The following is a 15,192-nucleotide window of genomic DNA, read 5'->3' as shown; positions in this document are numbered from 1 at the left end:
TGTGGAGGCGCGACCCGGAGTCGAACCGAGGTCGACGGATTTGCAATCCGCAGCATAGCCATTCTGCCATCGCGCCGATATAAACATGATTTGGAGCGACATATCGGGTTCGAACCGATGACCTATACCTTGGCAAGGTATCGCTCTACCAACTGAGCTAATGTCGCGTAAATCATTTGTTTATCTTTTCAAATAAACCTGATGTCTTGTGGCTAAAACCTTTTGGTTATAAGCCGAAGCATCCTTGTCTACGGGGGTGCATTCTACCGATTTCAGTGTCGGTGTCAATTGCTGTTTTCAACAAAATTAACTGAGTGAACACTAAGTAAACGTATTGAAGTTTTATTGCGCTACTCAGCCGTTAAGTCTTTCCATGCTGCAGAAATATAGCTCATCATCGACCAGAAAGTCAGCACTGCAGCAATATAAAACAAGCCATAAGCCACATCGGTCAAAAATTCATTCGGCTGCCAGATCAAACCAACAATCGCCGCCATTTGCGCCGCCGTTTTGTATTTACCAATCCATGATACTGCGACAACACCGCGTTTACCGATTTCTGCCATCCATTCACGTAGCGCAGAAATCACAATTTCTCGGCCGATCATGAATAATGCCGCTAAGGTTAGATAAATATTATCATTTTGCTGCACTAGTAATACTAACGCCGTGGTCACCATTATTTTATCGGCAACCGGGTCAAGAAAAGCACCAAAGCGAGTCGACTGCTTTAATTTTCGCGCCGCATAACCGTCTAACGCATCAGTTACCGCAGCAAGCCAAAAGATAAATGCCGAAGCAAAAGGGGCCCACGAATAGGGAAGATAAAACACAACAACAAATACCGGCAATAAAACAAGCCGAAATAAAGTTAATGCTATAGGTAAATTAAAAGGCATGAACGAAACCAAATAGTCAGAAGCAGCGCCAATCTTGCCTTAATTTTATCCCCCTCGCAATGCATCATGGATTGTTTGTGCCATTTCTAGGCTAATTCCAGGAACTTTTGTTAATTCAGCGACACTTGCGCCCTTCACTTCTTGAATACCGCCCAAATGTTGTAACAATAGTTTGCGCCGTTTAGGCCCCACACCAGCAATGGATTCTAGCGTCGATGTATTTCGGGTTTTCTGGCGCTTATTTCTATGGCCTGTAATTGCAAAGCGGTGGGACTCATCACGGATATGCAAAATTAAATGAAATGCTGGTGAATCACTGGGTAATTCAAAGGTATCTTCCGAGCCACCAAACACAAAGGTTTCAAGCCCTGCTTTACGACCTTCGCCTTTCGTTACCCCGATCAGTAAAGGCGCATTATCTAAATGCACACATTTTTCATCAACTATTTGCTGTGCAATACGTAACTGGCCTAAACCACCATCAATAAATACAATATCTGGCACCTTACCCTTGCTATCAATTTTATCAAATCGGCGACTTAAGGCTTGTTCCATGGCAGCATAGTCATCACCACCGGTAATGCCATTAATATTGTAGCGGCGATAATCGGACTTGTGAGGCCCCTCACGGTTAAACACCACACAAGAGGCAACGGTACTTTCGCCCATGGTATGGCTGATATCAAAACATTCCATCCGCTGGATTGGGTGACCTAGCTCTAATGCTTCTTCTAATAATTGAAAGCGCTGCTCAACGGTATTTTTGTGGGACAGGCGCGTATTAACCGCATTGGTGGCATTGGTTAGTGCTAGGCGTAAAAAGTTTGCTCGCTCACCTCTGACATGTGTTTTGATTTCAAACTTTCGTTCTAATGCCGCAGATATAGTTTGTTGTAATCTAGTTAGTTCTTCAAAGGAGTGACTTAATAATACTTCTTTAGGAATTGTGCGCTGGATGTCGGCATTTAAATAAAACTGCCCCATAAAAGAGACGAGTACTTCTTCAAGCTCAGTTTGTGCTGGCACGGTTGGATAATAGCTGCGACTGCCAAAGATTTTACCATCTCGTATAAATAATAAATGAAAACAAACGATACCTGATGCGTAATGTACCCCTATCACGTCCATATCGCCTTTGTGATTAGACACTTCTTGCTGCTCAGCCACTCGCCTTAGGGCGGTGATTTGATCGCGAAATTGCGCTGCATGTTCGTACTCTAGCTCATTGGCAGCCTTATCCATCTTCACCACTAGCTCACTGATCACTTGCTGATCTTTGCCTTTTAAAAACAGGCTGGCTAATTTCACTTGCTCGGAATATTCATCATCGCTTACGCGACCAACACAGGGTGCACTGCAGCGATCTAATTGATACTGCAAGCAAGGTCGAGAGCGCGACTTATAATAAAGATCATCACACTGACGAATAGGAAACAGCTTTTGCATCAGATGTAAGCTTTCTCTAACTGCACCGCCATTTGGATATGGGCCAAAATAATGGCCTTTTTCACGCTTAGGGCCACGGTGATAAGCAAGTCGTGGATGCTTATGGCCACTGAGCAAAATGTAAGGATAGGATTTGTCATCACGCAGCAATACATTGTATTTGGGCATGTATTGCTTGATGTAATCATTTTCGAGCAATAACGCATCGGTTTCACTGTGGGTCAGTGTGACATCAATATTGGCAATACGCGCCACTAATGCTTGAGTTTTTACATGGGGAATATTGGCTCTGAAATAAGATGATAAGCGCTTTTTAAGATCTTTTGCTTTACCAACATAAATGACTTCGCCCTTGTCATCGTACATCCGATAAACACCTGGCGAAGAAGAAACATTCTTGAGAAATAACTTTGGATTAAAACGAGATGGCATCAACTATCCTAAAATAGGTGTGAAATACCAGTTTGATTCAACACCTATTAACTAAAAAGAACTGGCATCAAGCATTTTGTAGCGAATCGCCAAACGGGTCAACTCTACATCACCACCAATATTCAACTTGGCAAATAAACGATAGCGATAACTGTTAACGGTTTTCGGGCTTAAATTGAGCTTTTCAGAAATGTCGTTGACTTTTTCACCATTGGTGATCATCAACATAATTTGAAGCTCACGTTCTGACAGGCTGCTAAAAGGGTTTTCGTCTGTTTGACTAAACTGACTCAAGGCCATTTGCTGGGCAATCTCTGGAGATAAATAACGTTGCCCCCGAGATACCTGCTGAATGGCTCTTAATACCTCAGGCTGTGTTGCCCCTTTGGTTAAATAACCAGAGGCGCCAGCTTGCATGACTTTGGTAGGAAAAGGGTCTTCAGTTTGTACGGTTAATACGATGATTTTAGCTTCAGGTTGATAACGTAAAATTTTACGGGTCGCTTCTAAACCGCCCATACCGGGCATGTTCATATCCATCAAAATAACATCAGCTTCATTTTGACGTGACCACTGCACGGCGGTTTCGCCATCCGGCGCTTCGCCAACCACTTTTATACCACGCTCATCTTCCAATAAACGTCGAATACCGGTTCTCACTAGCTCATGATCATCAACTAAATATACTGAAATCAACTTCAACCCACCTTAAGCGTATTCTTCCTGAATTTTTATCATATCCTTACCGTTGTAATTTAGCCTATTGAACGAGTATCGCAAAGCAATATTAACCACAATAATGGCATAATTGTTCACTCCTTATGCAACCACTAACAACTAGCCCCTGTTGGCGGTTAATTATTAGACTGTTGCGATATACAAATATAACAACCAACAAAAAACCGTAGCAGTTGCCTACTACGGCTTTTAATTTTTTGTGCTTCAAGTCATTAGAAAAAATTAGTCTTCACTATTTTCCATGAAATCATCAGAAAAATCGGTTTCCCAATACTTATAACCTTGTACGGTTGCCTGAGCTGCGGCGCCCATTAAGTTAACTTGATAGGTTTTTACACCTGTTACATCAACTGATTGGTTAGCTGAAGCTTGATCGCCACTGTCTTCATATTTAGCGCTCGCTTCTGCTTGAGCTTGGCCTTCATAGCCTGACTCTTTAAAACGTGTCATAGCATTATTATTCATAAATGCTTGCACGAATGCCATTTGCTTCCAGCCAATGCCTGCACCGACGCCTCCGGTTGCAAAACGGTAATAGGAGTTTTGGCCTTTAGAGGTGAGTACGCAAACACCGCCACCGGTTGATAATGCAAATAAGTAACTATTGCTGCCAGTGCACACGACATATCCCACAGAGCTCGCTACCGCAGCTTTAGCTTCATTGTGCTCAGCATAAATTTCTTGCAATGCGGCTTGGGTTTCTTTGCGGGCATTGGCTTTTTTAGCCTCTGGTGTATCACCTGTAGCACAGCCGGTTAACAGTGCTGGAAGCATAACCGCAGCCAGCAGCATTTTTTTACTGAAAAGCGTATTAGACATTGATATTTCCTCTGTTGAACAAGTATTGCGATATGTATTTAGCCATAGCAATTATCGAGTGTATTTAATGACAGCATTTAACAGCACATCAAGAATATGAGCCGCTTATATTCGGATCATACTCGCTATTCATCGTTTAAAATCACAAATGGCTTTTTTAGCCAATAACTGCTTGTGAATCCAACAATAACTGACGATAACAGTACCTAATTCATAGCAAAATTTTGACAAACACTCCCAACACCTCAACTTTTATTACATGCTTTTAAACTGCTACTATGTATCGCTTTCATTAAATTTAGCCTTTATTTCAAGAATTTGATCTAATTTTTCAACAAAAAGTGGCACAAGCTGCGGATCAAAGTGTGTTCCAGCTTCTTTTTTAAGTAATTCAAGCGCCTTTTCAACGGGCCAGGCTTCCTTATAAGGACGCTTACTGGTGAGTGCATCAAACACATCTGCCACTGCCACAATACGGCCATAAAGCGGTATATCCTCTCCGCTTAAACCATTGGGGTAGCCACTGCCGTCCCACTTTTCGTGATGGGTTAAGGCTATAGTTTGCGCAACATCCATTAATTCAGAGTCTTGCTCGCCTAAAATTTCAGCGCCGATTTCACAGTGCTTTTTCATTTGTTCAAATTCGTCAAAATCTAATTTGTCGGTTTTTTTTAAGATGGCATCCGATATGCCGATTTTACCCACATCATGCATGGGGGCGGCGTGCATTAATAGCTCGGCATCGTCTTCGCTTAACCCTGCTGCAAGGGCCAATATATGGGTGTAATAACTCATACGGATAACATGCATGCCGGTTTCGTTATCTTTATATTCAGCAGCGCGCCCAAGGCGGCGGATCACGTTCAATTGATTTTGGGCAATTTCAGCTGTTTTTTGCCTTACCTGTAAGGCCAACAAGCGGCTTTGACTGGTTAAGGCTAACTGGGTTTGCACTCGCCTTAATACTATCGGTGGATTAAAGGGTTTAGTGATGTAATCTGCTGCCCCTAACTCGAGCCCTTTTAATTCATCTGCCGCAGATATTTTTGCGGTAACAAATATAATCGGAATGTGCTGGGTGCGTTTATCTTGTTTCAATTGCCTGCAAACTTCAAAACCGTCAATACCGGGCATCATAATGTCGAGCAAAATGAGGTCTAATGTCATTGCCTTAGCAATTTTTAACGCGAGTTTGCCGTTCTTGGCAATTTTAATCTGATAGTCAGATTTTAATACACCGGCCAACACATCAATATTTTCAGCGGTATCATCGACCACTAAAATGGTTTGCCTTTCCATTTGAACTCCTATTAAACGCAAAAATTTTTAGTGAATAAGCCTCAATTACATGGCTGTTACTTTCTCAAGCATTTGGTTGGCAATTTCGAGACCACGATCCAACTCGTATTCCGACAATTGATATTCAAGCTGTTGATACTCATGTATTAATGGTTGTAAGTTTAAGCATTGTCCGTGGCTAATAAAATACTCTGTGGCTTCCATATCAAAATTCGATAGCATTGAAATGAGGACTTCTAAGGTTTCAATTGCTAATGACTTATTCAAAGTTTGATTTTCTAATGCAGTTTGGGCGAAATCAGCACCTATTGGTTGTAGCTTTGATAATTGCAATGGCTCTGATACTTGTGGTCGCTTAGGCAATAGCCGTTCAATGTCATGACATACTCCTTGTAACTCTATTGATAGTTTTGTAAAAACCCGCTCATAGTGTGCTTCAGATAGACTATCAAGCGTTTGTTCAAACTTTGCTGCCAATGTGGCAAGCATTTGTGCGCCAATGCTGCCAGCAACCCCTTTTAAGGTATGTACCAACCGCTGAGTCAGTTCGGTATCATTATCTATAACAGCTTGTTCAACATACTGCGGAAAAGCTTTTTGCCCTCGGATAAATCTTACTAATAATTTGTGATACAAGCTTATATCACCTTGAATTCGGCTCAAGCCTAGGGGTACGTCAATATGATCACAGGCAATTGAATTGAGGTTTAGGGCAAACTTAACAACATCGGCGTCTGTCGTTTCTATTGCCGATTTCGCTGGCTTAGTCGTGTTAGTGGCAACCGTTGGGCTTATCCATTTGGCCATAGTGATAAACATCGACTCAACGTCAATAGGTTTAGAGATATGATCATTCATCCCAGCGGCTAACGCTTTTTCACGGTCACCAGCCATGGCATTCGCTGTCATGGCAATAATGGGCAAGTGTTGAAATTGTGGCTGCAGCCTGAGTAACGAGGTCGCAGTGTAGCCATCCATCACCGGCATCTGGCAGTCCATTAACACCCCATCAAAATCTTGCTGCGCTAAACACTCAATGGCTTGTTGACCATTCTCAGCCATAACAGTATCAATTTGCTTATTAATTAATAACTCTTCAATTAACTCTTGGTTGAGATCATTATCTTCAACAACAAGCACCTTTGCTCCTACCAAAGAGGTGATCGCCTTATCGAATGGGCTTTGAACCTTAGTTCGAGGATCTGCTAAAGATTTCCCAGACACTAATGAAGATAGGCTTTGGGTTAATGTTGTTAACGTAATAGGTTTAGTTAAAATATGGTCGATGTGAACAGACATTACACTCATGAGTAGCTCTTCTCTACCAAAAGCGGTAATCATGATGAGTTTAGGTTTAAGCTCGGGCGCAAGCTCGCCAATAAACTTAGCTACATCAACACCGTCAACCCCTGGCATTTGCCAATCGATTAAAGCAAAATCTGGCTTATTACCTGCCGCAATATATTGTATAGCCTCACGGCCACTGGCAACGGCTACTACTTGTAAACCTATTGAGCCCAATAGGTTAGTCAGTATCGAGCGAGCGATATCATTATCATCAGCCAGCAACACTGATTGCCCATCAAAGCGACGTTTTTCCAAGGTATCGAGAGTCACTGACGTTGAACGACTTAACTCAAAAGGACAATACAAACTAAACGTACTTCCCTGCTCAAGCTCACTTGTTACCGTTATGCTGCCCTGCATTAATTCGGCTAAATTCTTACAAATGGCTAAACCTAAGCCTGTGCCGCCGTATTTTCGGGTAGTTGAAGCATCAGCTTGGGAAAAGGCTTTAAACAATCTTGATTGTTGTTCTTGACTCATTCCGATACCGGAATCTGTTACTGAAAAGCGAATGAAAGCCTGTTGGCTGGTTAACCTTTCGAGTTTGACTGCAATAATAATATTGCCACGTTCAGTAAACTTTACCGCGTTATTGGCGAGGTTAATGAGCACTTGCCCTAGGCGAAGTGGGTCTCCTAATAGGTTTTTAGGGATAGTATTATCAATATCAAATAGCAGCTCTAAACCTTTATCTGCGACCTTGATCCCAATGAGGTTATTAACATTGTTTAACACTGCTTCGATATCTAATTCGATATGTTCTAAAGCTAGCTTACCCGCTTCAATTTTAGAAAAATCGAGAATGTCATTAATAATCCCTAATAAGGATTGTGCCGAGCGATGGGTTTTTTCAATATAATTGCGTTGCTGAGGGGTCAGCTGGGTGTCTAATGCTAAATGGGACATGCCAATTATGGCATTCATCGGTGTACGAATTTCATGACTCATATTGGCTAAGAAATCACTTTTTGCTTGATTTGCACTATCAGCGGCTGAAATAGCGGCGGCAAGTTTAGTTTGTAATGCTCGCGCTTCATTAATGTTGATATGAACCCCACTGATCCGATCGGGAACCCCATGCTTATCAAAAGAGTAAGGTTGTCCAACGCTTAAAATCCAATCGTAACTGCCGTCTTTTCTGCGCATTCTCAGTTCATGGCGAATAATTTTATTGTCACTTGCAGCCAATGCTTGTTGCGGATTGGAGATCAAGTTTTGCTCATCGGGGTGGACTAAATCAATAAAGGTTTGCGCGCCATTGATTAATGGCGACCACTTGTCATCCTCTTGACATAAATCAGTTGGTTCATAACCTAGCATCTTTGAATACATGCGGTTAACCACGACTTGTTGCTCATTAGGATAAAAGTCCCACATTCCCATTTGCGCACTTTCTGAGGCCACTTCTAACTTTTCTTCTGATGCGAGTAACCGATTGGCAGCAATTTTTTGTTCGGTAATATCAAACACAATGCCATCAAAAAAACCTGACATGTTATTGCCATTACCGTCAAACTGAGCATTCATTTGTAAATAGCGTAGCTCACCTGAGCGATTAATAATTCTAAACTCCGCGACAATTTTATCTTGCGCTTTGATGGTTTGTTCAACCATGACTTTTAAATGCTCTATATCATTTTCAAAAGCAATATCAGCAAGTCTTCTAACTGGATGTTCACCGATAAAGTCTGCCATTTTATAGCCAGTTATTGGTTCTATGTTGGGGCTAATGTACTGTAAATGGTAATGGTTTATGTCAAAATCAGTGACTTTATATCTAAATACTGCGCCTTGAATATTCTCAACCAATGTTTGATATTGATGTTGATTTTGTAGCATCTCAGCACGGACAGTTTCTTGCTCATTAATATCTAATAGAGATAAACGGATTTCACTAAATTCACCCGCAACATCGGTTTCAACACGGGTCGATAATGAAACAATTAAGGTATGACCTGAATGATTAACAAGCTCTACACGTGCATCAGACGTATCAATGCCTTGCAACGCTTGGCTAAAGATTTGTTCGCCTTTAGCGTGCTTAGTGGCGAGTACGTCATGCCAAGTTAACGACGAGAAGTCTTTGCGGTCATAACCAGTAATCTGTGCAAATTGTTTATTGTGTTTAGTGAAGCGGCCTTGAAGATCTAATGTGGCATAAGCTACAGCAGAGTTTTCATATAAATCCCATAAGCGCTCTTCACGCTCTTGTAAATCTTGGGTTCGTATTGAAATAGTTTTTTCTAACCTTTCATTGTCAGCTTTAAAGCGCCGATGTACATGACGACTTAGCCACCAACCACCAAATGTCAGAAGCAAGCAAGAAATGGCAATAATACCAATCAGCATCACGACAATATTTCGAAAAAATAAATAGTTTCGGCTGGCTTCTTCAAGGGTCATTTCCGTCACAATACCAAAACCGTAGCGCTCATCCCATGTCCAGACACCGATAACATATTGCCCCAAGTAATTACGATAAGGCTGATAACTATAACCATCGTGTTTAAGGCTAATTTCTTTTGCTGCTAGGGTTAACGCTCCCTTGCCCCGACGGCCGTTAGCAGGTTGCTTTTCTGATAATAATCTCTGCGGATTAGTCACAGTCAAATTAAGTACTGATACCTGACCTGCTTTTAATAAACCCAGTGACACCAAGTCATTTTCATAGCGACTGTGAGACAGCATTCTTCCTTGGGCATCGACAAAGTATGATTCACCAGTGTCACCCACCGCGCCACTTTGAGTCAGCTTGGCAAATTCAATGTAAGGGTCAATACGAAGTGACAAAATGCCACTGATACTGCCATCATCTTGAGTAATGGGGCTTAAGGCAAACATGGTGAGTGTTTCAGCTTGCTTCAACCCAAATGGGTTTGATAACGCCACTTCTGATGGCATAGGTGGAGTAATGACAATATTACCGGCCAAGACTTGATTAAATAGCATCGGATACTGTTGTTTAACGATATTGATTTGACCTAAATTGCTGTCACGACTTGAAGATATATTGACTCCATCAACTGAGATAACAAAAAATCCTAAGGTGCCAAAGGCCTGACTATAACGCCCGTAAGCTTCGCGAGACCAAAGCACATGTTGATTTCCGACAAGTGGCGCTTTTTTCGAGTCTAACTTAGCTAACATTGTAGTGCGCTTAAGTAATAAAGGATTTGTAGCCACTGCACTCACTCGGTTTTGCCAGCCCAAAAACCAAGATGCCAAGGCTGCATCAGTGGTTTTAGACACCGACTCCAAGGCTAAGCCACTTTTTTGCAAGTCATGCTTATAAGCAACATTCAAACTAATTGCAGCGATAGATGAGATGAGCAGTAAGAAAGAAACAATGATGAGGCTAAAGTAAATCCTATTTTTATCGCCTTCAAAATAGCGGGCAATATCATGATTAACTTGCGCCTTTAGACGCCAAAAACACCAACCTAGTAATAGCAATAACCCAACAATGACGAGGCTTAATAATAGATTCATGTTTATTGTTCCCCATACTGTTGTGCGAGACGGTTGACCTTGAATATCACGTCGCAATGAGTGCTTTTTGAGTAATAGTTAGTTGCGTAATCTCTCAGCTTTATTGCAGTTATCGCTATAAATATTGCGTACAGTTGATGATAAGTCACTCCAGGTTATTTCGGTTCGTGGTTGGACATTTTGGCTCCAACTAAACTGGCAACAATGATCGCCATATAAAACTGACCTGTAATCGCTTCAGAAAAAGCGAAAAAACGCGCCATTGGCACTGCTGGTGATATTTCACCATAACCGACTGTAGTCAAAGTGATGTAACTGTAATAAATCACAGTCGTTAAATTATCGGTCCAATTTTGGGCTTCAATACCATTGAAAGCCACACCAAAAATCTCAATCAGCAATAGATAAATAAATGCCCAAATAAGCCCTAGTAACAGAAATATACAAATAGATCCGATAATTTGATTAGTTGAAATAACCCCGCTAAACAAGACCTGCTTAGCGGCGCGCCAGGTGGCCAAAATAAAAAAAGTTAAAATGGTAAATAGCGCGATAATATCAAGGTTCAACAATTCAAAAACTGAGCCGATACTGGCTACCACTAAGATAGTAAACATCACCCCGAAACTTGAGCGAAACCAGTGTTTATTCGCGCCTAATCCAATCACTGAAATAGACAAACTCATCACAGTTGTCGAAACAACAATGAGCTGGCCCTGTTCAAAAAACTGTTCCACAAAAGCTGAACTTAACAGCACTAACACCAACGACCCCAGTAGGTAGCTGAAGTTATCTTCTTCAGACATAGGTTTAACCATTGCAACAACTACCCTTGTGAGTTCTCTGAGTTCGGTAACACTTCATCACCATCAACTTCAGCCGTTTCAACCACTAGCCATGCTGAAAATAATTTATAACTTAAAGCTAAAATCACCGCGCCAACAAACAAGCCAACAATACCCGAGAGGATCATCCCACCGATAGCGCCTAACAAAATCACCAACATAGGTATATCAACGCCACGGCCCATCAACATCGGTTTTAAAAATGCATCACTGGCACTCACTAAAATGCTCCAAATCATAAAAATAATCGCGGTGGTTGATGATTCAACAGAAAATACATACGCAATAATAGGACCTAAAACCAAAATCGGTGGCAATTGAATAATCGCGAGTATTAGCACCAGTAACATCCAAATCCCGGTTCCTGGCACCCCGACTAAAGCAAGCCCAACACCTGCTAATATTGATTGAATAAAGGCTACCCCAATCACCCCCTGAACCACACTTCTGACGGTTGCAACGGCCAATTCAGAAAACTCTTCACCATGTTTGCCAGCTAGCCTGACTGAGACTTTATGGAACATTTGGCTTGAGCCAGATGCTTTACCCATAAACACCCCTGCGATAATGATTGAAATTAAAAATTGCAAAATTGTCATACCAAAACTACCAAAAGCACTGGCAGCCTTAGTCGAGAAGCTTTTTATTTCATCGGCATAGGTTTTTACCACATGCTCGAGATCTGCAGAGACGTCTGACCAAAAGTCATATAGTTTCTCACCAACAATCGGGAGTTCAGCTACAGAGCTTTTCGGCGCGGGGATAACTAAAGTGCCGTCATGTATTTCTGCGACAAAGTCCTGCGTGCTTGAAACTATCGCACCTGAAAATAAGTAGGTAGGTACCAATAATATGGCTAAGGCCAGCAAGGTAATTAACAGGCTAGATTTACTCACCGACAATCGCAACTTGCTACTGATAAATAACACCACTGGATACAGCGCAATGGCGATAATACCGCCCCATAAAATGGGCATAATGAAAGGCTGAATAATCTTAAAACACCATATGACCATGATAAAAATCAGGGCTATTTTAATCGCGGCATCCACTGCCGCATGAGTAAACTCTTTCGAGCTTGATATTGGTTTATCACTCATAACTTATCTATCCCTAATTAAATGCTGTTGCGTTTTAAAATTAAACCTTAGTTAATGTATTGACACCTTTATGAACATCGAACTTATTGCAGTGAAAAGCCATCACAACAATAGGTGATTTTTCAGTAAACCTAGTATTGATAAACGAGAAAATTTGATTTCCGCCATTAAATCAACACTTAGCGTTCAATAAAATATAGCCTAGCGGCTACAATAAAACCGCCTAATCATGATTAGTTTGTAAGAACTTCCAATTTCTGGTTTCTAAAAAAAATGAAGCCACAACCATATAAACACCGACAATAAATAACTGCGCAATACGAATATAGAAGTTGGTTGCGACATCGGCATCTGTTGACGAAGCCGTCGAGCCGACAACCACTAGCAAGGCTGAAAATATCCCCGCAAAAATAGGCGCTTTAGCAGGATCATCATAAATTTTTTGTGCAAAAAATAACGCGGCTATCATAGTGAGCCCGATATAAAACGCTAACTCAGGCACGACAACTAACATGTTATAAAAAATAATCGCCAGCACACCACCTATGCCATTAGTGAGTAATAAAAACAAACTCACTTTAACGCTCTTAGTGCCGGCCGTTTGCAAAGATAAAATTGCAATAAATATCATGGTCAGTAATGCGCCGGTCACCTCAAATAAAAAGAAAAAGGTGATCACCGGAAATGAAATAATTAATGCCCTAACTGACTCGTAAAGCCGCTCGTCATTAGATAATTCTGACTCAGAATGAGTTTCTTTTTCTGGTGCTAAATCAGGCAACAAAATATGCAATAAAGTAAAAATGATGACCGCCACCACGCCTGAAAAGCTTAAGCCGACACCAAAAAAAATCGCCGCACCTGGATGTAAAATCCCTAAATAGGGTAATACTAATGTCGAGACAATTAATATAGTGGCGAAAAAATTCCACTTGGGATCAGAAAACAGGTAATAGGCCCATAGCATCATTAATGCGAGTAATGGCAACAGTACAAATGGATATTGAACCGGCCCAAAACTCACCATCCAAGCAATGGCAATAGTGACCACCATTGAAATAAGCAATTCGTAAATGGTTTGCACTGTCGGCACCACTCTATCAACTAAAAACTTAGCGACAAACACCGGTAGTATAAAAGCTAATTGCCAATCAAACACCGCAGCTATGGCCACTGCAATGCCTATCCCCAAAGTGAAGCGTAATACTCGACGGGTAAATATCGCCTCAGCAAATTGAGCATTAATGGCTTTAAAGGCTAGCTCGCTATCTAACATAGGAGAACCAGCTAACGACTCGGATCCAAAACTTACCAAATAAGTTCATCAGTGAATTTTCTTCGGTATACACCATGACATCCGCTTGACCGCCGACACGTCGCAACCCTTTAGCCTCTTCGTCATCAAAATGAATGGTTACAGGAAATCGTTGAGACTGCCTTAACCAACCTGTTTGGCCTGTTGTTTGAGCCAGCTTTCCCGTTTGTTCACTTTGTCCCCAATCAACACCATAATCGATATAGGCTACTTTCCCAGTAAAAACCTCACCCGGAGCATAATCCAGTGCAAACTCGACTTTATCGCCCGCTTGCATATTGCCTAAGCTATTTTCTCTAAAGTTCGCTTCAATCCACACATCTTCAGATGAAATAAAGGTCATTACCGGTTGACCAGCGTTAGCATAAAAACCTTCTTTTAAACGAAAGTTTGATGCCACGCCATCGGTGGGCGCTTTAATTTCGCTGCGTGCCAGGTTAAGTTCAGCTTGCTCTAAGGCCAATAACGCTGATTTTACCGCGGTATTGTTTTCACCTTCTGAGCCCAACCTTTCTTCTGCTTTGGCTAAATCTGCTTTAGCACTAGCGACACCCGCTTCTGCGCTAGCAAGTTCCGCTCTAGCATTGTCGGCATCAGCCTCTGACATCACCTGCTGCTCAACCATGGTAAAAATACGCTTAGATTGTACTTTTGCATTAGTAAAGTTTGCCTCCGCATTAACAACCTTTGCTTTTGCAGCGGTGACATTAGCGGTTAAAGCTCCCATATTTTGCCCAGCCTGCGTCACATTTTGCTCAGCGGTAAATAATGCAATCTCATAATCTCTTGGGTTAATTCTCGCAAGCACCTGCCCTTTACGGATCAAGGTATTTGGCGTGGTTAAAATTTCAATTACCTCCCCTGAGACTTGCGGGGTAATGGGGACCACAAAACCGCGAACTCGACCTAAATCAGTTGAAGGAATATAACGATCAGCAATAAGATGGAATACAAACAAAAAAGCGACCACTATCAGTATGATATTGGTCGCTTTTCTTATTTTCTGATTTTTGGACTTATCCGCTGCGCCATTAGCAACATGAATGTCATCTGTAGGCGTTGATAAAACGGCTTGCTCCGGTGTATTTGCCCGTAATTCAGTGGATGAAATATCGTTATGCTTATCTGCCATACCCTTCCCTTGCATTGAAATCAATTGCATTACTTTTTTAAATTAACGGCTTGCATGAGCCAATAATGTTAATAAATAGTAGAGTTGTTACATTAACGTCAGTATAGGATTATTTTTGCTCAAAACTCAACACTCTAGCTCAATGAACAAGCAAGAAAGCTGTGTTTAAGCCCTTTACTTAAGTTATTGATTTAACATTTTGATTTTAACTAATGATTTGAACGGCCTTTTGAGAAGGCCCTTGCCGGGGGAATTGCATTAAATTGCGATGTATATTGTTACTATTACTACTTAAGAATCTATTTTAAATTAAGTGTATTCTTTAAAAGCT

The 15,192-nt window shown here is 41.4% G+C and carries 10 protein-coding genes and 2 tRNA genes; all 12 read right to left on the bottom strand.

The features are described from left to right. Positions 1-2: 2 nt before the first annotated feature. A tRNA-Cys gene (locus Q4546_RS17995) sits at positions 3-76 on the bottom strand. Positions 77-91: 15 nt separating this feature from the next. Continuing rightward, positions 92-167, bottom strand: a tRNA-Gly gene (locus tag Q4546_RS17990). Positions 168-350: 183 nt separating this feature from the next. Next, entirely contained in the window at positions 351-899 is a 549-nt protein-coding gene (pgsA, locus tag Q4546_RS17985; protein WP_076539933.1) for a CDP-diacylglycerol--glycerol-3-phosphate 3-phosphatidyltransferase, read from the bottom strand. Between the two features lie 45 nt (positions 900-944). Further along, positions 945-2,777, bottom strand: a complete 1,833-nt coding sequence (gene uvrC, locus Q4546_RS17980) for an excinuclease ABC subunit UvrC (RefSeq protein WP_102440277.1) — start codon at positions 2,775-2,777, stop codon at positions 945-947. Between the two features lie 51 nt (positions 2,778-2,828). Continuing rightward, a complete protein-coding gene (gene uvrY, locus Q4546_RS17975; RefSeq protein ID WP_102440278.1) occupies positions 2,829-3,473 on the bottom strand; it encodes a UvrY/SirA/GacA family response regulator transcription factor in 645 nt (214 codons plus the stop codon). A 264-nt stretch (positions 3,474-3,737) separates the two neighbouring features. Continuing rightward, positions 3,738-4,334: a hypothetical protein gene (locus tag Q4546_RS17970; protein WP_102440279.1), complete on the bottom strand. Its 597-nt coding sequence runs from the start codon at positions 4,332-4,334 to the stop codon at positions 3,738-3,740. A gap of 276 nt (positions 4,335-4,610) precedes the next feature. Beyond that, the gene (locus Q4546_RS17965) at positions 4,611-5,633 is read right to left on the bottom strand and encodes a two-component system response regulator (protein WP_102476059.1); all 1,023 of its coding nucleotides are present in this window, start codon (positions 5,631-5,633) and stop codon (positions 4,611-4,613) included. A 45-nt stretch (positions 5,634-5,678) separates the two neighbouring features. Further along, the gene (locus Q4546_RS17960; RefSeq protein ID WP_303446766.1) at positions 5,679-10,469 is read right to left on the bottom strand and encodes a response regulator; all 4,791 of its coding nucleotides are present in this window, start codon (positions 10,467-10,469) and stop codon (positions 5,679-5,681) included. A 155-nt stretch (positions 10,470-10,624) separates the two neighbouring features. Then, entirely contained in the window at positions 10,625-11,275 is a 651-nt protein-coding gene (locus Q4546_RS17955; RefSeq protein ID WP_157936096.1) for an ion channel, read from the bottom strand. 20 nt (positions 11,276-11,295) lie between these two features. After that, positions 11,296-12,414, bottom strand: a complete 1,119-nt coding sequence (locus tag Q4546_RS17950; protein WP_303446765.1) for an AI-2E family transporter — start codon at positions 12,412-12,414, stop codon at positions 11,296-11,298. Between the two features lie 223 nt (positions 12,415-12,637). After that, positions 12,638-13,690, bottom strand: a complete 1,053-nt coding sequence (locus Q4546_RS17945; RefSeq protein ID WP_303446764.1) for a DUF2955 domain-containing protein — start codon at positions 13,688-13,690, stop codon at positions 12,638-12,640. Further along, positions 13,680-14,861: an HlyD family secretion protein gene (locus tag Q4546_RS17940; RefSeq protein WP_303446763.1), complete on the bottom strand. Its 1,182-nt coding sequence runs from the start codon at positions 14,859-14,861 to the stop codon at positions 13,680-13,682. The genes Q4546_RS17945 and Q4546_RS17940 overlap by 11 nt, the downstream gene beginning before the upstream one ends. Positions 14,862-15,192: the final 331 nt, after the last annotated feature.

It is taken from the genome of Shewanella sp. 4_MG-2023 (genome assembly GCF_030548015.1).
GTDB lineage: Bacteria > Pseudomonadota > Gammaproteobacteria > Enterobacterales > Shewanellaceae > Shewanella.
This window is presented reverse-complemented; position numbering and strand designations above follow the sequence as displayed.